Raw genomic sequence first — 17,415 nt, 5'->3', positions numbered from 1 at the left:
TAGGCGTTTTCAGCCCGCAGCTTTTCAACCTCACGGCGAAGCTTATCTTCCTCTGTGAGTGTCTTTGGTTTGGTGGAGCCTTTGGGGCGTCCTTTAGGTTTTGGCATGAGTGCTTCGTCCCCGCCATCACGCCATGCGCGTACCCAGTTTTTGACGAGGTTATCTGATGAGAGGCCGAATTCTTGGGCTAGGTGCATTCTAGATTCGCCCTTGAGGTTTCGGGTAACGACTTCTTTTTTGATGTCGTAGGGGTAGTGCTGTTTGGTTGGTTTTTCCATAAGGCATAGTGTGCCATGGAGTTTGTAGCGGCGTTCGAGTGCTTCTGCGGCGTAGCGGGAGATGTTGAGTTCTCTGGCTGCTGCTTTGCTTCCTGTGCCTTGTTGGAAGAGGTGGATGAGTTGTTCTCGTTGGTGTTGGGTGAGTGAGCTTCGTGCTCGCATAGGAGATGCTCCCCATTAGTTGGTGACTGTTTTTTAGTAGTCCAACTTATGGGGAGCAGTTCACACAGGCCGGGGCTGTTTTTAGTTAATCTCAACAATCACCGGGGCGTGGTCTGAGGCGCCCTTGCCCTTGCGCTCTTTACGGTCAATTTCGGCGCCCACAACCCGCTGGGCCAGCGCGGGGGAGTAGAGCTGAAAATCAATGCGCATCCCCTCGTTCTTGGGGAAACGTAGCTTGGTGTAGTCCCAGTAGGTGTAGGGCACGGTGATATGCTCACGAGCCACATCAGCCAGCCCCAGAGGCTCTTCAAGAAAAGCCCTAAAGGCCGCCCGCTCAGGCTCGGTCACGTGAGTCATCTGGTTTTCCCTAAAGAAGTCGATATCCCATACGTCCTCATCGAGCGGGGCAATATTAAAGTCCCCCACCAGGGCGAACTGTGCTGCGGGGTCCTGCGCTAGCCAGCTGGCGGCGTCCTTGCGGAGCTCCTCAAGCCAAGCCAGCTTATAGGGCATGTGCGGGTCATTGATACCGCGGCCGTTGGGCACGTAGAGGCTCCAGACCCGAACCCCGCCGCAGGTGGCCCCGATTGCGCGGGCCTCAACGACGGCGTCCTCCCCTGGCTTGCCAAAAGCCGGCTGGTTGGTGAAGGTGCGCTGAATGTCCTCAAGCCCCACGCGGGAGGCCAGAGCCACCCCGTTCCACTGTGACAGCCCAAAATGGGCCACCTCATAGCCCGAGTACTCAAAAATCTCGTAGGGGAAGGTCTCATCGGTGGCCTTGGTTTCTTGGATGGCTAGGACGTCTACGTCGCTGCGCTCTAGCCAGTCTTCCACGCGATCGGCGCGGGCACGGATAGAGTTCACGTTCCAGGTAGCAATTTTCATGTCACTAGCCTAGCAACCCACCTACCCCCCCCCCACCCTTAAAACTGCAAGTGCCTGTCACAGTAAGCAGGGCAGCTGCATTTATGACAGGGTACTTGCTGTTTTGGAAGTCACTGGAATAGGCTGGAGCCCGTGGGCGTTAGGTTGCTAGAGCAAAACCCGCCCCACCTCAAACGAAAGAGCATGTATGGCAGCGCCCCCCGCTATTGAATTCCGGTCTGTCACCAAGAAATACGGTGACACGGTGGTGGTAGACAACCTTAACCTCAGCATTCCTCGGGGGAGCATCACGGTTTTTGTGGGCCCCTCGGGCTGCGGTAAAACGACCTCCCTGCGCATGATTAACCGCATGGTAGAACATACCGGCGGGGAGATTTTGGTGCGGGGAGAAGTCAACACCTCCGGCCCCGCTCACGAGCTGCGCCGCTCTATGGGCTATGTGCTGCAGCAGGCGGGGCTCATGCCCCACCAGAGCGTGCTCGATAACATCACCACCGTGCCCCGTCTCAAAGGGGTGGCCAAGAAGCAGGCCCGTGCAGAGGCCCTAGAACTTCTCGATACCGTGGGCCTAGACCGCGCATCTGCCAGCAAGTACCCGGCCCAGCTATCGGGTGGTCAGGCCCAGCGCGTGGGGGTGGCCCGAGCCCTGGCGGGGCAGTCAGATATTTTGCTCATGGATGAGCCCTTTAGCGCCATTGACCCCGTGGTGCGGGCTGACCTGCAGCAGAGCCTTCTCGACCTGCAGCAGAAGCTCCAGCGCACCATCGTCTTCGTCACCCACGATATCGACGAAGCTGTGCTCCTGGGGGACTACATTGCCGTCTTTGCCCCCGGCGGCACCATCGCCCAGTTCGGCACCCCCGAAGAGATTTTGCGGGCCCCGGCCTGCGACTACGTCGCTTCTTTTGTGGGGCGCGACCGCGGCATGCGCCGCTTGACTTTCGCCGGGGCGGGGAACGTGGCCGTCCGCCCCTGCAAGCCACTGAGGCCGAGGGCTGGCAGCTGAGACTAGCGGACGGACGCCCCGACGGCTGGGTCACCGGCGGCCGGCACCTGCCCGGTGGCTCCCTTTTCGTGCAGGGTGGGACCCTGCGTGATGCTCTGGATTCGGTGCTGTCGTCCCCCTCCGGCTGGGGTGTGGCGGTTGACGAACAGGGTCTGGTCCTGGGCCTGCTGGAGGCCGATAACGTGCTCGAAGCAACCCGGCAGGAGCGCTACCTGCGCTACGGCCTGGAAGCCCCCTGGGCCCGTGCTAATGGGGCCGATACGGGCCGAGAGTCCACCGACGAGACCCCCGGTAGCGGGGCGTCCGCATGAGCTGGTTTCTAGCGAACCTGCCCTACATCGGGCAGCTCACCACGCTGCACCTGGCGCAGTCGGTAATCCCGGTAGTGGTGGGCTTTGCCCTCGCCCTACCCCTGGCCCGCCTGGCTCTGGGGCGACGGGCGGACGGACGTTCCACCGAGGCCTACACCACCGGCGGCCAGGTGCGTAAAGGGGCGGTCGTCAACGGCGCCGCCCTGCTCTACACCGTGCCCTCACTAGCGCTGTTTGTGCTCATGCCCCTGGTGCTGGGCACCTCCATCACCTCCCCGCTCAACGTTTATGTGGCGCTGACTATCTGCGTGGTAGCCATGATGGTGCGCAGCGCCGTGGACGCCTTTGAATCGGTCTCACCCATCACCCTCGAAGCCGCCACAGCCGTGGGCTATACCCCGCTGCGCCGCTTCTGGCAGGTTGAGCTACCCCTGTCGCTACCCGTCATGATCGCAGGTTTACGCGTTGCCCTGGTCTCGAATATTTCTATGGTGTCGGTGGGGGCTGTCATTGGCATCCAGTCCCTCGGCACCCTCTTCGCCGATGGCCTGCGCCGGGACCTACCGGCTGAAATCATCACCGGAATCCTGCTCACCCTCGTCCTTGCTCTCGTGCTCGACCGCCTGCTGGCCCTGGTCGGCGCCGCACTCACCCGTTGGAGGAACCCATGATTTTTCAGGACGTCTGGGCCTGGTTCACCGCCCCCGGCGCCTGGGCGGGCACCGGCGGTATCTGGCAGCGTCTTGGCGAGCACCTGGCCTACTCTGGCCTGGTGCTGCTGGTCGCGACAGCTATCGCCCTGCCGCTCGGTGCCTGGGTGGGGCACACCGGCAAGGGGCAGAACCTGGTTGTAGCTCTCACCGGTGCCCTGCGAGCCCTGCCCACCCTGGGCCTGCTCACCCTCTTTGCTCTCTGGCTGGGACTGGGGCTGACCGCCCCGGCACTTGCCCTCGTCATACTGGCTATCGCCCCGCTCCTGGCGGGCACCTACGCCGGTATTGCGGCTGTGGACCCCGTTATTAAGGACGCCGCCCGCGCCCAGGGCATGACCGGCTGGCAGGTGCTCACCCGGGTAGAAATTCCCGTGGCCCTGCCCCTCATTTTTGGTGGTATCCGTAACGCGGTGCTACAAATCATCGCAACCGTCACCGTGGTTGCCTACATCAACCTTGGCGGGCTAGGGCGCTACCTCATCGATGGGCTGGCAGTGCGCGACTACACCCGCATGGTCGCGGCCGTCCTGCTCGTTGCCGCCCTCGCCCTGATCGTCGATGCTCTACTTGCCCTTGTGCAGAGAGCTCTCACCTACCCCGGACTAAGGTAAACACCCATGACATTACCCCACCTCACCCGACGCTCCCTCTTCACCGGGGCAGGACTCGCCGCCGGGGCTCTAGGCCTTTCCGCCTGCGGTCTTGACGGCTCCACCGCCTTTGGCAGCGGGAGCACCACCGGCACCATTACCGTGGGCTCAGCCGACTTCACCGAATCGCAAATTATCGCCGAAATCTACGCCGCCGCCCTGCGCACCCGCGGCCTAGACGCCACCACCAGCCCCGCTATTGGCGCCCGCGAAGCCTACCTCGGGGCTCTCGGTGAAGGTACCGTCTCGGTGGTACCCGACTACTCCGGCAACCTCCTGCTCTACTTCGACGCAGAGACTACAGCCATCACCGCCGAAGAAATCGTGCAGGCCCTCCCCGCTGCCCTGCCCGAGGAGCTGGGCGTTCTGGCAGCCTCGCAGGCAGAGAACAAGGACTCCCTGGTTGTCACCGCCGCTACCGCCGAAGAGCACGGTCTGACCAGCCTGGACGACCTCACCGCCCTCAGCGGCCAGCTCAGCCTAGGGGCACCCCCGGAATTCGCGGAACGAGCTTACGGCCTGCCCGGCCTAGAGCGCCTCTACAGCTTTACTCCGGCGTCCTTCGAGCCCATCAATGACGGCGGCGGCCCGCTCACCGTCTCAGCCCTGGCCGACGGCACCGTCGACATTGTGGACCTCTTCTCCACCGACCCCGCCATCACCGCCAACAACTTCGTGGTACTTGAGGATCCCAAAAACATGATTCTGGCCCAGCAGGTATTACCCGTCATTAACACCCACCAGGTCTCGGTAGCAGCCGCCCGCGTGCTCGACGAGGTGTCCGCCCTACTCACCACAGAGACCCTGATTGAACTGAACACGCGCGTCTCGGGCACCGAAAAAGCAGCCCCCGCCACCGCCGCGGAGGACTGGGTGAGCGAAAACTTCGCGTAACCCGAGATTCTTGGCGGACGGGCTTACGTTTGCTGCCTCCTAAAAAGCAGGTGCCCCCGGCATAACTAGCCGAGGGCACCAGAACGTGCGGCGGGCGTCCGCGCTCTTAGATTGCTACGGGGAAGCTCTGCAGCTTACCGCCGATCATGGTCTCAAGCACGCGAATTACCTGGCAGGAGTAGCCGAACTCGTTGTCGTACCAGACGTAGAGAATGGCGTTATCGTCACCGGAGGTGATGGTAGCCAGGCCGTCTACTACACCGGCGGCGCGGGAGCCCACGAAGTCGGTTGACACGACCTCGTGTGAGTCGGTGTAGTCAATCTGGCGGCGCAGGTTGGAGCGCAGGGAGCGCTCGCGCAGCAGGTCGTTGAGTTCTTCCTTAGAGCCGACGGGCTTGTTGAGCTGCAGGCTCAGAATAGCCATGGAGACGTCGGGGGTGGGGACGCGAATAGCGTTGCCGGTCAGCTTGCCCTCGAGCTGGGGCAGGGCCTTGGACACAGCCTTGGCGGCGCCGGTCTCGGTAATCACCATGTTCAGGGCAGCGGAGCGGCCGCGGCGGTCACCCTTGTGGAAGTTGTCGATTAGGTTCTGGTCGTTGGTGAAGGAGTGTACGGTCTCAACGTGGCCGCGCTTGACGCCGAAGACCTCGTCCATAACGGCCAGCACGGGGGTGATGGCGTTGGTGGTGCAGGAGGCCGCTGACAGTACGGTGTCGCTATCTTCGATGATGTCGTCGTTGACGCCGCAGACGATGTTCTTCACGCCCTTGCCGGGAGCGGTGAGCAGGACGCGCGCAGCCCCCTTGGCCTGTAGGTGGCGGGAGAGGCCGTCCTTGTCGCGCCAGCGGCCGGTGTTATCGACCACGATAGCGTTTTCAATGCCGTGGGCGGTGTAGTCGACCTCGGCCGGGTCAGAGGCGTAGATGAACTTGATGGGGGTGCCGTTGGCGATGATGGTGGAGTTCTCTTCGTCCACGCGGATAGTGCCCTTGAAAGCGCCGTGGACGGAGTCGCGGCGCAGCAGAGAGGCGCGCTTGTAGAGGTCATTGTCGGTGTTCTTGCGAACCACAACGGCGCGGAGCTTGGGGCCGGAGCCGGTAGAACGCTCCAGCAGAATGCGGGCCAGCAGGCGGCCGATACGGCCGAAACCGTAGAGTACGACGTCCTGCGAGGTAGCCTCAATCTGGCCCTTCTTACCGACGACGGGAGCCAGTTCTTCCTTCAGCCAGGCCTCAAGATCACCGGCGCCAGAAGCCTCAAACTTGCGCTGCAGGCTGGCCAGACCCAGCGAGCAGGCACCCAGGTCGAGGGTGCTCACAATTTCAAGGATCTTCAGGGAATCAGCCGGGTTCAGCTCAACATCATCAATCTGACGGGCAAAACGGTGAGCCTTCAAAATCTGAATAACAGACTTATTGATTAGGCTGTGGCCGTGAATAGAGACAACCACATTGTTCTCTCGATTCAGCTTGCCAATCAAGGGGATCATAGCTTCGGCTTCAGCCTCAGAGGCAAGCCACTGCTCGTGAGCGTTGTCGGCAGAAATAGTCATGGTGTGACCTCTTCCTCGATGAGTAGCGTCATTGAACTCATCGGTTAGCAGCGCGGCGGTGCGCTGGTAGCTGGTGACTGGCGGCCCACACCCCGATTTGTGCACGGGCACGACGGGCTGGTGGGCACTACAGACATAAGTTTATAGTTTGTTCTCTCACATGTGGAGTTTGTGACGCGAGACTTCTCTGAGGCAGGGGCCACAGCCGGTAAAATAAGGGCATGCTCACAGTCATTGGCGAAGCCCTCGTAGATGTTGTCCAGCGCCCCGGCGCCGAATCCCACGCCCACCCCGGCGGTTCCCCCATGAACGTTGCCGTCGGCGTCTCCCGCCTGGGCCACGAGGCCCAGTTCATTGGCCGCTACGGCAAGGACGCCTACGGTGAACTTATCGACGCGCACCTGCGCGCCTCGGGCGTCCTGCTCCCTGTCGGTGCTGACGCCAAAGAGACCTCCGTTGCCCAGGCAACTATTGGCGAAACCGGCGCCGCTGAGTACGAGTTCGATATCGACTGGTCACTCGACGCTGCCCAGGCGGCGCTCGACGAGGTGGGCAAGAATGCCACCGCAGTGCATGTGGGTTCTATTGGCGCCATGTTGGAGCCCGGTGCGTCCGCTGTGCTCAACACCGTCAAGCAGGCAGCCCCCCACGCCCTGATTTCTTACGACCCCAACTGCCGCCCCTCCATCGTGCCCGACGCTGCAGAAGCCCGCGCCTGGGCTGAGAGCATCGTGCGCCACTCGGATGTGGTGAAGGCTTCTGACGAGGACCTGCTGTGGCTCTACCCCAACCGCACCCTGGAAGAATCAGCTCGGGCCTGGCTGGAGCTAGGGGCCTCCCTGGTGGTTGTAACCCGCGGTGAAATGGGCCCCTGGGCTATCACCCGTAAGACCTCGCCCGACGGCATCGCCCTGCCCGCCTACCGGGTAGAGGTCGCCGATACCGTGGGTGCAGGCGACTCCCTCATGTCAGCCCTCATCGCGGCCCTGCTCGATCGCGACATCAAGGGCCAGGGCGCCCGCGCCGCCATTGAGCTGCTGAGCAAGGACGACCTCAAGGAAATCCTGGCTTTCGCAGCGGTTGCTGCCGGCATCACCGTCTCCCGCGAGGGCGCTAACCCGCCCAGCCGCGACGCACTGAACGCTGTGCTCTACCCGCAGGGTTAGTTCCTCCGCTCCCCTCCCCGAGGGGACCGCAAAACTAAAGAAGGACCGCATATTTTGCGGTCCTTCTTTAGTTTTCAGGTCCCTTTTCGTGAGGGGTGGTAGTCAGTAGACTGGTGAGTGCATAGCCAAAGCCCATCAACGACGAGGAGGCCCCCCATGCTCAACCGCGAACCCTACGCAGAGCTGCCTGACCTACCTACCTTTACGCTGGCGTCCGCCGATATCACTGAGGGAGAGACCCTGCCCCGCGCCCAGGTGTCCGGGATGATGGGCGCAGGCGGCGAGGACGTCTCGCCCCAGCTGTCGTGGAGCGGCTTCCCCGCAGAAACCAAGTCCTTTGTGGTGACCTGCTTTGACCCGGACGCCCCCACCCCCTCAGGTTTCTGGCACTGGGCGGTTTCGAATATTCCCGCCTCGGTCACCGAACTGGCCACCGGCGCCGCCGAAAACCTGCCCGAAGGGGCCCTAGGACATCTCAACGACGGCGGTACCCGCGGTTTCATTGGCGCAGCCCCGCCTGCTGGCCACGGCCCCCACCGCTACATCTTCTGCGTCACCGCCGTTGACGTGGAAAAACTCGACATCGACGAAAACGCCAGCCCCGCCGTGGTCAACTTCAACCTCTTCTTCCACGGCATCGCCCGAGCCTTCTTAACGGCGACCTACGAAGAAGAGAACTAGAATCTTCTCTCGCCAGAATCAGCAGGCTCGCGCTTGCTGCCGACCCTCTCGCTGGTTCGCTAGCTGGCTCGCAGGCTCGCCAGATTCGCGCCGAGATTTATTTTCCTCGCGCGCTCGGAATCTCGGTGCTCATCACAAGCGATTCACGCCAGCCGCCGAGCCAGCAGCTTCGCTGCGAGCCTGCTTCACCTGCCCCCTTTGAATAAGCCTCTAGAATGTAAAGCATGATTAAACTGATTGCCAGCGACCTGGACGGCACCCTCATCGGGAGTGATTTCAGGTTCCGCCCCCGCACCCTGCAGGCCCTGCACGCGGCGGCGGATGCTGGCGTCCGTATCGTCTTTGTGACCGGCCGCCCCCTGCGCTGGATGGCTCCCGTGCTGGAACAGCTCGGCGAGGAGTGGAATGGCGAGAACTCTTTTGCTTTCTGCTCTAACGGTGCGGTGACGTTCGATATTGCCCGCTCACAGGTGGTTGCCACCCGCACTATTAGCGGGGCTGAAACTCTGGCTCTGCACGCCGAGCTGGAGCAGGCTTTCCCGGGGGCTCTTTACATCGCGGAGACCTTGGAATATGTCTATGTGCAGGGAACCTATGACCCGCACGTTCAGGAAGACACCAGTAAGGTGGTCGAGGGGCAGCTGGAAGAAATCCTGGCGCCCGACGCTGAGATGGTTAAGTATCTGCTGTTTCGGGATGGTGCGGTACCTGCTGACCTATTGGCCCATGTGCAAGAAATCGTGGGGGAGCGGGCATCGGTAACGCGCTCTGCCCCCTACCAGCCCCTGGTGGAAATTGCGCAGCGGGGGCTGAATAAGGGTCGGGTTCTGGCCGACTTCGCGGCCTCTCTGGGCATTAGCCCAGATGAGGTAGCTGCTTTTGGCGACATGCCCAATGACTACGAAATGCTGGACTGGGCGGGCCACGGCTATGTGATGGCCTCGGGCCTGCCGGAGCTCAAAGACCGGGTGGGGCGTATCTGCCCGGGGTTTGAAGAGGACGGCGTTGCTCAGATTATCGAGCGCATGCTGGCTGAACGCGAGGGGTGGCAGGCCTAAGTTACTGGCCGGTAATATACTGGTTCCCATGCCTTCACACGCATTTTCATCGTCTTCGCCTGACCACACCCAGATTTACGCCCATAGGGGGCTCGCTATAGGCCAGGCTGAAAACACCGAGGGAGCTTTCCGCTGTGCCCTCGATGCCGGGGCCCACTGGCTCGAAACCGACGTGAACACCACCGCTGACGGCCAGGTGCTGATTTTTCATGACCCAACCCTCAACCGCCTTGTGGGCCGCCCCGGCCGGGTAGCTGAGATGACCTGGGATCAGCTGCGTGACTTGAACCTGGTGGACGGTGGTCAGATTTCCCGCCTGCGCGACATGCTCGAGGCCTTCCCAGAGACCCGCTTCAATATTGACCTTAAGGACGCTGGCTCGGCGGCCGAGGTTGCCCGGGTGCTGGTAGCTGCCGGTGCGGTAGAGCGGGTGCGACTGGCGTCCTTTTCGGAGCGCCGCCTGCGGCAGGCGCACCGGGCGGCCCAAGATCTAGGGGTGCAGATTCCCCTGAGTGCCTCGCAACCGGCCTTCACTTTTTTCTATGCCCTATCGCGCATACACCCTAGTCTGTGGAGTTTTCTCAAGCCCTTAACCCGCAGGTTCATGCTTCCCTTCGACGCGGTTCAGGTTCCTGCCTATCATCGGGTCGCTGGCCGCCGTCTGCGCATTGTTGACCGCAAGTTGGTGGCTGCTGCCCGCCGGGCCGGGGTGGAGGTGCACGTGTGGACGATCGACGATGAACGTACCATGCGGGAACTCATCGCCCTGGGGGTCAACGGAATCGTCACTAACCGCACCGACCTGCTCGTGGGCGTCCTCGCCTCCTAACAGCAACAAGGGGACCGCAAAATCAAAAAGGGACCGCATAATATGCGGTCCCTTTTTGGAAATCTGGTCCCCTTGCAAGCGCTCCGGGGCAAGGGAGAGACTAGTGGACGTCTCCCTTAGCCTCGGTCGGAGTCAGCGGCTCCGGGTGGGCCTTCGACGCCTTATTGAGCGCCGCCATCAGGTGGTAGACCACCAGGGTCGCGGCGGTACCCAGGGCAATACCGGCGAACTGTAAATCGCCAATATCCCAGGTGTAGTCAGCAATACCTACAATCAGGGCCACGGACGCGGCGGTCAGGTTGACCTGGTTCGAGAAGTCCACACGGTTCTCAACCCAGATACGCACACCCAGCATACCAATCATGCCGTACAGCACGGTGGCAGCGCCGCCCAGCACACCGGCTGGCACAGACGCCACGGCCGCACCGAAGACCGGGAAGATCGAGAGCAGGACGGCGAAAATCGCAGCAACCCAGTAAGCGGCGGTGGAGTAGACCTTGGTTGCCGCCATAACACCGATATTTTCGGCGTAGGTGGTGGTACCTGAACCGCCGCCGGCACCGGCTAGGGTGGTGGCGAGGCCGTCCGCCATGAGGGCGCGGCCGGAGTACTTGTCGAGATTATCCCCGGTCATGAGGGCAACGGACTTCACGTGACCGATGTTCTCGGCAACCAGCACCAGAATGACAGGAATGAAGAGGCCTGCCAGGTTCCAGTGGAATTCGGGGTGCTGGAAGTGGGGTAGACCAATGAGGCCTTCGGCTTCCCAGGTCTGCTGAATCTTCTCAAACTTCACTTCACTACGCAGCACAGCGGTGATGTAGCCAATGATGACGCCCAGCAGAATCGACAGGCGGCCAATCATGCCCTTGAAGAGCACCGAAATCAGGATGATGGAGCTCAGCGTCACCAGGGCGGTAACGGGTGCTTCCATGAAGTTATTCTTGGCGGACGGCGCCAGGTTGAAGCCAATCAGGGCCACGATGGAGCCGGTGACGACCGGGGGCATGAGTTTGGTTAGCCAGCCGGTTCCGGCGACCTGAACAATCAGGCCAACAATGAACAGGGAGACACCGGCCATGACGATACCGCCCAGGGCGCCGCCGGGGCCGTACTGGTTGGTGGCCGCCGCAAGGGGTGCGATAAAGGCGAAGGACGAACCCAGGTAGGAGGGCACGCGTCCTGCGGTTATCAGCAGGAAGAGCATGGTGCCGATACCCGAGAAGAAAAGGGTGGTGGCCGGTGGGAAACCGGTCAGCAGGGGCACCAGGAAGGTCGCACCGAACATAGCAACGACGTGCTGGGCGCCGATACCGATGGTGCGGCCCCAAGTGAGGCGTTCGAGGGGGCGGACGACCCCGCCCGGGGTGATGTTCTTGCCGTCGCTGTGCAGGGACCAGGCGAAGCCAAGCTGGGAGCCCTTTTCGGGCTGGGAACCGTTAGACATGAGATGCTTTCGCAGTGTGTGGGTAAATCGTCCTTATTTTACGCCGTGGAAGGGGCGCGCGGACGCCCGATAGCGGGGAATGTGGTGTGATTTAGGTAGAGACGCGTGCTTTGGCGCCGTTTTTATTTTCCCCTGGGAAAAATGAGCTTTGGCTGTTCTTTAATACCAGGCTCCGGCTCGCCATATTTTTCCATTAACTTCACCTCGGATAGCAGGATTAATGAGGGCTTTAGCTATGCTTAGTGCCTCATCATAAGACTCGGGTGCTTTTCCCTTCTTTACTTTTCGGTTCGTATATAAAGTCTTCCAGGAGTCAGGGCAGAGTAGCCCTTCGGTATACCGTGTGAGTCCGCGTTCGAGACGCTCGGATTCTAAAGCCGTGTGAAGCTGGGTGCCTTCAATCGTTTCCGTTAACGCTATATGGACGATATCAACCAAATCTTTGACTCTAGTGCTTGGATTCTCTTTGCTCAACTGCTCATAGGTTTGCATCGTGGCAGCTACCTTGTCAGCTAAATAATCCACTATCGGGTAGAGCAAAATCAGTGGAAGCTCTGTTTGTAAAGCATCTTCAAGCGGTTGTGCGCGTCTTTCTTCTAGCTCACCGGTCACCTGGCAACCCACCACTACATCAATTGAAATGGGGTTGGGGACTCTTCGACCAAACTCATTCAAAAGGTGAACCCGAATGCTTGTGCTCTGCGGTTGCCTGAAACCGTTATACGGCCAGGATCGCTTTCACATTCGAAACTGATATCAAACGGCGCAGTTGATATCTCTTTGAGGGCCTCCTTGAACTCTTCAACTGCTTTCTGGATATCTTCCGCACTCTGATTAAAAATATCCAGATCACGAGTAGCTCTTGCATTAGGGTCTCTCCAGACGAGGGCCGTGCCACCCTTCAATACCCATCTCTTATCTGTATTTGCGAAGAAGCGGGCGAGCACAATACTGCGATGATAGTGTTCTACCCGTTCAGCTTTAGAAATCGTTGCAAACTGCACTCTGCCACCATTAGCAGAAGCTCTACCCTGGCGGTAACTTCTCGGCTCATGATTCATCTGTGGTCTCCTGCGGTTCTGCTACTTTTGCGGAAAGCGAGGTCTTGGAGGTGGGTAATTTTCTGTGATGTTGTGAAGCATTAGTTCAAGCTGCTGGCTCCACATCTTTGCTACCTGTTCGCTGACGTCCGGGAAACTTTGTCTAGCGATATCCTGGGCAAAACTTGCTTGCTCCACTTCATTCGAAGCTGCTGAGAATAGGGCTGAGAAAATAGTTGACCCGTTGATCCCATAGACCTTTTCGAAGCGGGCAGATTCCTTGTGCAGTCTCTGCCAATCAACATCAAGGTTCTTTTGAACCGCTCCCAGTAGCAGAGCGCTGACGTGTTCTAGCTCTTCGCCATCGGCTAGTAAATCAAGCACGGTGCGAGTAACTGTAGTTATTCGTATCCCCTGTACTGTTGCAAGATCAGCGGCAGGAATCGTCCGTACCCGGATATGAAGGTCATCCGCCCTTGATTGTTTCCGTTGCGGGGAGAAGAACTCATGTTTGTAGGTCATGAGGTTGCCGACTCCAAACACATGCGCGGCTGATGAGGTTGCGGCCACGGCGCATGCATCGTCAGCCAGGCGTTCTGCTACTGTTTTGGCTGGATCAAGTGAAAGCCAAGCTGCCCGTAAATCTTCGAGGTTGTCGCTCTGAAATGGCTCCGTGGAGTAAACCCCTCTGCGTACCTGACGGATTCTGCCTGCCTGTGCTAGACGATGGACCTTCAAACGTGCCAGGTCCAGATTTTCGGCCTGTGCAGTAGTGAACAGGCCGTACTGCTCAGCTGCAATTTCTCTTACTTCCTCAAAAGCCATGCTTCAATTGTTGCACATAATGAAACATATGCAGACAGTATATGGGTAAAGGTGAAAGAGTGGCATGGCGTATGGTCATGCTTGCGCCGAAGAGTGGGAAATATGTATCAGGGTTTGCACCGTACGGACCGCACAGAAATAAATGAAATATTACAGGCTCTATGAGACCGGGGTCATCGACAGGTAAACTAAGTATGCCTACTCTTTAAAGGAGAGAGTCTTGCCGTCCTTGCCCCGCGGGTGACGGCTCCTACCGCCGCTGACCCTAAGGGCCGATACGTGACCACAGTTCTTGCGCTTTTCCTGCTCGTGTCCATAGTGACCCCCTGGCTTTACCGCCGCATGGGCACCTCAACCTTCTACCTGCTGGCCGCGATTCCAGCTGCCGTGCTCGCCCTGGTGCTGACCAAAACCGGTCAGATTCTCGGCGGCACCCCTTGGAGCGAGAGCTACCAGTGGATTCCCGAGCTGGACATGGCGCTTACCTTCCGCATGGACACCCTCTCGTGGGTCATGAGCCTGCTGGTCCTGGGCGTAGGCTCCTTGGTGCTCTTCTACTGCGCCAGCTACTTCAAGCACTCCACCGGCGATAACGGCCAGTTCGCGGCCTACCTCTTCGGCTTTGCCGGTGCCATGTTCGGTCTGATTACCGCAGATGATTTCATTCTCATGTTCATCTTCTGGGAAATCACCACCATTCTCTCCTACCTGCTCATCGGCTATTCCCGCCACCGCCTCTCAGCCCGCCGTTCCGCCCTGCAGGCCCTCACTGTCACCACCGCAGGTGGCCTGGCCATGCTGGTCGGTATCGTCATGCTGGGCTACAGCCTGGGCACCTACTCCCTGGCTGAACTCGTGGAGCGGGGCCCGAGCGTCCTCGCCGCCGCCCAGGAGGGGCACGGCCCTCTGACCATGGGCATGCTCTCTGCCGCCCTCGTGCTGATTCTCTGCGGTGCCCTCTCCAAATCAGCGATCTTCCCCCTGCACTTCTGGCTACCCGGCGCTATGGCCGCCCCCACCCCGGTCTCTGCCTACCTGCACGCGGCGGCGATGATCAAGGCCGGTATCTACATCCTGCTGCGCCTGGCTCCCGGCTACGGCGAGGTGGCTATCTGGCAGAACGTCCTGATTATCTTCGGCGCCTTCACTATGGTGTTCGGCGGCTGGGCTGCTCTCAAACAGACCGACCTCAAGCTGATTCTGGCCTACGGTACCGTCTCCCAGCTGGGCTTCCTGGCCCTGGTGATCTCGGGGGGAACTCCAGACGCCATCTACGCGGCTATGGCGCTCATGGTGGCTCACTCCCTGTTCAAGGCGACCCTCTTCCTCTCGGTCGGTATTATCGACCACCAGTCCGGCACCCGCGACATCCACAAGCTCTCAGGCATCTACCGCCGCGCCCCTAAGCTGGCTACCGTCGCCACCATCTCAGCCGCCTCAATGGCGGGTATTCCGCCCCTGGCCGGTTTCGTGGCCAAGGAATCGGTGCTCGAAACCTACCTCTCCCACACCACCGGCTGGCAGGGGGCAACCACCCTGATTGCTATCGTCCTGGGCTCCATTCTCACTTTCGCCTACTCAGCCCGCTTTGTTTGGGGTGCCTTCGCCGTCAAGCCCTACGCCTACATGCACAAGGAAGGCGTCAAGTACTGCCGCGTAGAAAAGGGCACTGCCGACTTCGAAGAGGTCGACAACGGTGATATCGATATCAACACCCGGGCCCTTGCCCGCAACCGCCGCGGCCAGAAGCTCAGCCCCGACACGGCCTTCCACCCGGTCTCCTTCACCTTCCTCTTTGCCCCGGCGGTGCTGACCGTCCTGACTATCGTCTACGGCCTCTACCCCGAGCCGGTGCACCTCTTCGTCAAACCCTTCCTCAAGGCCTTCCCCGAGACCGCCACCGAACTTGAACTCCACCTGGCTCTGTGGCACGGCGTCACCCCGGCTCTGCTGACCTCCCTGGTCATCATGGCCATCGGTACCCTGCTCTTTATCTTCCGCAAGCAGATTGAAGAGCTACAGGGTATTCTGCCCTCGGCTCCCAGCGCCTCTATCGTCTACCGCGACGTGATTGACGGGCTCGACCGCCTGGCCGTGTGGGTCACCGGTATGACCCAGCGAGGCTCCCTGGGCTTCTACCTGGGCGTCATTCTGATTACCGCTGTGGTGGTTCCCTTCGCTGCCCTCTTCATCAACGAGACCCCGCCGCTGGCTAACGTTCGCGTTTCTGAGTCTCCGGCCCAGTGGTCGATTGCCATCGTCATGATTGTGGCGGCCCTGGTCGTGGTCTTCGTGCGCAAACGCTTCTTGGCCATCATGATGGTCTCGGTGACCGGCTACGGCATGGCTATTCTCTTCGCCCTGCGTAGCGCCCCCGACCTGGCGACCACCCAGCTGCTGGTTGAAACCATCGTGCTGGTGGCCTTCGTGCTGGCTATGCGCGTGCTGCCCCGCCAGATTCCCCGCATCCGCTCCAAGGACGGTAAGGACGGCGCCCACAAGACCCTGCGCGTCATCATCGCCCTGGGCTTCTCGGCCCTCATGATGGCCCTGGCCATGTTCACCTTCTCCTCCCGTTCCCTGGCCCCCATCTCGCTTGAGATGCCCCGCCTGGCCTACGAAATTGGCCACGGCTACAACGTGGTCAACGTGACCCTGGTCGATATGCGTGGCTGGGACACCTTTGGCGAAATCTCGGTGCTGGCCCTGGCCGCTACCGGCGTTGCCTCCCTGCTCTTTATCGAAGGACGCGCCGACTCGGCGTCCGTGCGCAGGCTCGACACCCAGGCCATGAAGAAAATCGAGAGCTCCTTCGCCAAGCGCACCCAGATTACTGTGGCCCAGCGCGTGGCGGGTCAGTTCTCCTCGGTAGAGCGCGACCCCTTCATCGTGGCTGGCCGTACCCTGCCCCCGGAATCTCGCTCGATTCTGCTGGAGGTCATGACCCGCCTGCTCTTCCACACCCTCATCATCGTCTCCTTCTACATGCTGATTGCCGGCCATAACCTGCCCGGCGGCGGCTTTGTGGGTGGCCTGATGGTAGGTCTGGCCTTCGCCGTGCGCTACCTGGCCGGTGGCGGCGCGGAGCTGCGGGCGGCGTCCCCCTTCTCCGCCGGAACCTTCCTGGGAGCTGGCCTGGGCATCGCCACCCTCTACGCCCTGGCCCCGGCCCTATGGGGCGACCCCATCTTCTCCAGCTACGTGCTGGACTTCTGGCTGCCGGTCTTTGGCGATGTCCACTTCGTCACCGCCACCATCTTCGATATCGGCGTCTACCTGCTGGTCATCGGCCTGGTGCTCGACATCCTGCGCAGCCTGGGTGAACGTATCGACCTCAAGCTGGTGGCCGAGCGCCGTAAAAAAGAAAAGCAGGCCCGCGACAAGGCACGAAAGGCATAAACCATGATTATCGACCTCAGTCTGATCCTGGTCATGGGCGTGCTCTACGCCGTGGGGGTCTACCTCATTCTTGACCGCTCCATGACCCGCGTGCTCCTGGGCCTCATGCTCATGACCAACGCGACCAACATCCTGATTCTGCACGCCGGCGGCCCGGCCGGTCTAGCCCCCTTCTACAGCAAAGACATTGCCGCTGAAGACTACTCCGACCCGCTTCCGCAGGCCCTGATTCTGACCGCTATCGTGATTTCTTGTGCGGTGACCGCCCTGATTCTGGGTATTATCTACCGCTCCTGGCTACTCTCTAAGGCCGATGAAATCACCGACGACGCCGAAGATATTCGCGTGGCTGGGCAGGAGGCCTTCGATAAGGAAGAGGACGCCGCTGCCGAGTTCGATGCCTCGGAGTTCGACGCTGACGAAGCGACCCGCGAAAAAGAATTTATTGAAGCAGAAGAGAAGAAGAAAATTAGCCAGACAAGCGCCCAGCAGACCGTCTCAAAGAAGGGGGACTAGCCC

The 17,415-nt window shown here is 60.6% G+C and carries 15 protein-coding genes and 2 pseudogenes; 10 read left to right on the top strand and 7 right to left on the bottom strand.

The window, feature by feature from the left end:
* Both E4U03_RS05590 and E4U03_RS05585 read right to left on the bottom strand, forming a co-directional pair.
* Nucleotides 1-287, bottom strand: a pseudogene (locus E4U03_RS05590) (helix-turn-helix domain-containing protein); the annotation flags it as partial.
* 234 nt (nt 288-521) lie between these two features.
* On the bottom strand, nt 522-1,325 hold the full coding sequence (locus E4U03_RS05585) for an exodeoxyribonuclease III (RefSeq protein WP_135012275.1): 804 nt from the start codon (nt 1,323-1,325) through the stop codon (nt 522-524).
* Between the two features lie 187 nt (nt 1,326-1,512).
* Here E4U03_RS05585 and E4U03_RS05580 point away from each other — a divergent pair.
* The 4 genes and pseudogenes from E4U03_RS05580 (at nt 1,513) to E4U03_RS05565 (ending at nt 4,899) form a co-directional block, all read left to right on the top strand.
* Nucleotides 1,513-2,642 (top strand): annotated as a pseudogene (locus E4U03_RS05580) (ABC transporter ATP-binding protein).
* Entirely contained in the window at nt 2,639-3,313 is a 675-nt protein-coding gene (locus E4U03_RS05575) for an ABC transporter permease (protein WP_135012273.1), read from the top strand. The pseudogene E4U03_RS05580 and the gene E4U03_RS05575 overlap by 4 nt, the downstream one beginning before the upstream one ends.
* On the top strand, nt 3,310-3,966 hold the full coding sequence (locus E4U03_RS05570) for an ABC transporter permease (protein WP_135012271.1): 657 nt from the start codon (nt 3,310-3,312) through the stop codon (nt 3,964-3,966). Before E4U03_RS05575 ends, E4U03_RS05570 begins: the two co-directional genes overlap by 4 nt.
* 6 nt (nt 3,967-3,972) lie before the next feature.
* The gene (locus E4U03_RS05565; RefSeq protein ID WP_135012269.1) at nt 3,973-4,899 is read left to right on the top strand and encodes an ABC transporter substrate-binding protein; all 927 of its coding nucleotides are present in this window, start codon (nt 3,973-3,975) and stop codon (nt 4,897-4,899) included.
* 106 nt (nt 4,900-5,005) lie between these two features.
* On the opposite strand, the gene E4U03_RS05560 is transcribed toward E4U03_RS05565, so the two are convergent.
* Complete coding sequence (locus tag E4U03_RS05560) at nt 5,006-6,451, bottom strand: glyceraldehyde-3-phosphate dehydrogenase (RefSeq protein ID WP_135012268.1); 1,446 nt, start codon at nt 6,449-6,451, stop codon at nt 5,006-5,008.
* Nucleotides 6,452-6,672: 221 nt separating this feature from the next.
* Between E4U03_RS05560 and E4U03_RS05555 the strand changes: the two genes are divergently transcribed.
* The 4 genes from E4U03_RS05555 (at nt 6,673) to E4U03_RS05540 (ending at nt 10,185) form a co-directional block, all read left to right on the top strand.
* The gene (locus tag E4U03_RS05555) at nt 6,673-7,617 is read left to right on the top strand and encodes a carbohydrate kinase family protein (protein WP_135012267.1); all 945 of its coding nucleotides are present in this window, start codon (nt 6,673-6,675) and stop codon (nt 7,615-7,617) included.
* Nucleotides 7,618-7,773: 156 nt separating this feature from the next.
* Nucleotides 7,774-8,298, top strand: coding sequence for a YbhB/YbcL family Raf kinase inhibitor-like protein (locus E4U03_RS05550; protein ID WP_135012265.1), 525 nt, complete (start codon nt 7,774-7,776; stop codon nt 8,296-8,298).
* A 224-nt stretch (nt 8,299-8,522) separates the two neighbouring features.
* Nucleotides 8,523-9,356, top strand: coding sequence for a Cof-type HAD-IIB family hydrolase (locus E4U03_RS05545; protein ID WP_135012263.1), 834 nt, complete (start codon nt 8,523-8,525; stop codon nt 9,354-9,356).
* A 28-nt stretch (nt 9,357-9,384) separates the two neighbouring features.
* The gene (locus E4U03_RS05540; protein ID WP_135012261.1) at nt 9,385-10,185 is read left to right on the top strand and encodes a glycerophosphodiester phosphodiesterase family protein; all 801 of its coding nucleotides are present in this window, start codon (nt 9,385-9,387) and stop codon (nt 10,183-10,185) included.
* A gap of 100 nt (nt 10,186-10,285) precedes the next feature.
* Here E4U03_RS05540 and E4U03_RS05535 read toward each other — a convergent pair whose 3' ends face one another.
* The 4 genes from E4U03_RS05535 to E4U03_RS05525 all read right to left on the bottom strand — a co-directional run bounded on the left by E4U03_RS05535 (nt 10,286) and on the right by E4U03_RS05525 (nt 13,497).
* Complete coding sequence (locus tag E4U03_RS05535; protein ID WP_135012259.1) at nt 10,286-11,632, bottom strand: uracil-xanthine permease family protein; 1,347 nt, start codon at nt 11,630-11,632, stop codon at nt 10,286-10,288.
* A 159-nt stretch (nt 11,633-11,791) separates the two neighbouring features.
* Entirely contained in the window at nt 11,792-12,307 is a 516-nt protein-coding gene (locus E4U03_RS13545; protein WP_209304127.1) for a nucleotidyl transferase AbiEii/AbiGii toxin family protein, read from the bottom strand.
* Nucleotides 12,304-12,693, bottom strand: coding sequence for a nucleotidyl transferase AbiEii/AbiGii toxin family protein (locus E4U03_RS13540; RefSeq protein ID WP_209304126.1), 390 nt, complete (start codon nt 12,691-12,693; stop codon nt 12,304-12,306). The genes E4U03_RS13545 and E4U03_RS13540 overlap by 4 nt, the downstream gene beginning before the upstream one ends.
* Before the next feature lie 21 nt (nt 12,694-12,714).
* Nucleotides 12,715-13,497 (bottom strand): type IV toxin-antitoxin system AbiEi family antitoxin domain-containing protein, encoded by a 783-nt coding sequence (locus E4U03_RS05525; RefSeq protein WP_135012257.1) that lies wholly within the window; start codon nt 13,495-13,497, stop codon nt 12,715-12,717.
* 279 nt (nt 13,498-13,776) lie between these two features.
* On the opposite strand from E4U03_RS05525, the gene E4U03_RS05520 reads away from it, so the two are divergent.
* On the top strand, nt 13,777-16,896 hold the full coding sequence (locus E4U03_RS05520; RefSeq protein ID WP_135012255.1) for a Na+/H+ antiporter subunit A: 3,120 nt from the start codon (nt 13,777-13,779) through the stop codon (nt 16,894-16,896).
* 3 nt (nt 16,897-16,899) lie between these two features.
* Nucleotides 16,900-17,412 carry a Na(+)/H(+) antiporter subunit C gene (locus E4U03_RS05515; RefSeq protein ID WP_135012253.1) on the top strand — a complete coding sequence of 171 codons (513 nt, stop codon included), beginning with the start codon at nt 16,900-16,902 and terminating at the stop codon, nt 17,410-17,412.
* Nucleotides 17,413-17,415: the final 3 nt, after the last annotated feature.

Origin of the sequence: Rothia nasimurium (assembly GCF_004569295.1) — a bacterium.
Classification (GTDB): Bacteria; Actinomycetota; Actinomycetes; order Actinomycetales; family Micrococcaceae; genus Rothia; species Rothia nasimurium_B.
Note: the sequence above shows the minus strand (reverse complement) of the source record. Positions and strands in the feature narration are given on the sequence as shown.

Bases quoted from the DNA above. Each gene is read 5' to 3' on its own strand.
- E4U03_RS05585 (WP_135012275.1), bottom strand. From the start codon at position 1,325: ATGAAAATTGCTACCTGGAACGTGAACTCTATCCGTGCCCGCGCCGAT.
- E4U03_RS05575 (WP_135012273.1), top strand. From the start codon at position 2,639: ATGAGCTGGTTTCTAGCGAACCTGCCCTACATCGGGCAGCTCACCACG.
- E4U03_RS05570 (WP_135012271.1), top strand. From the start codon at position 3,310: ATGATTTTTCAGGACGTCTGGGCCTGGTTCACCGCCCCCGGCGCCTGG.
- E4U03_RS05565 (WP_135012269.1), top strand. From the start codon at position 3,973: ATGACATTACCCCACCTCACCCGACGCTCCCTCTTCACCGGGGCAGGA.
- E4U03_RS05560 (WP_135012268.1), bottom strand. From the start codon at position 6,451: ATGACTATTTCTGCCGACAACGCTCACGAGCAGTGGCTTGCCTCTGAG.
- E4U03_RS05555 (WP_135012267.1), top strand. From the start codon at position 6,673: ATGCTCACAGTCATTGGCGAAGCCCTCGTAGATGTTGTCCAGCGCCCC.
- E4U03_RS05550 (WP_135012265.1), top strand. From the start codon at position 7,774: ATGCTCAACCGCGAACCCTACGCAGAGCTGCCTGACCTACCTACCTTT.
- E4U03_RS05545 (WP_135012263.1), top strand. From the start codon at position 8,523: ATGATTAAACTGATTGCCAGCGACCTGGACGGCACCCTCATCGGGAGT.
- E4U03_RS05540 (WP_135012261.1), top strand. From the start codon at position 9,385: ATGCCTTCACACGCATTTTCATCGTCTTCGCCTGACCACACCCAGATT.
- E4U03_RS05535 (WP_135012259.1), bottom strand. From the start codon at position 11,632: ATGTCTAACGGTTCCCAGCCCGAAAAGGGCTCCCAGCTTGGCTTCGCC.
- E4U03_RS13540 (WP_209304126.1), bottom strand. From the start codon at position 12,693: ATGAATCATGAGCCGAGAAGTTACCGCCAGGGTAGAGCTTCTGCTAAT.
- E4U03_RS05525 (WP_135012257.1), bottom strand. From the start codon at position 13,497: ATGGCTTTTGAGGAAGTAAGAGAAATTGCAGCTGAGCAGTACGGCCTG.
- E4U03_RS05515 (WP_135012253.1), top strand. From the start codon at position 16,900: ATGATTATCGACCTCAGTCTGATCCTGGTCATGGGCGTGCTCTACGCC.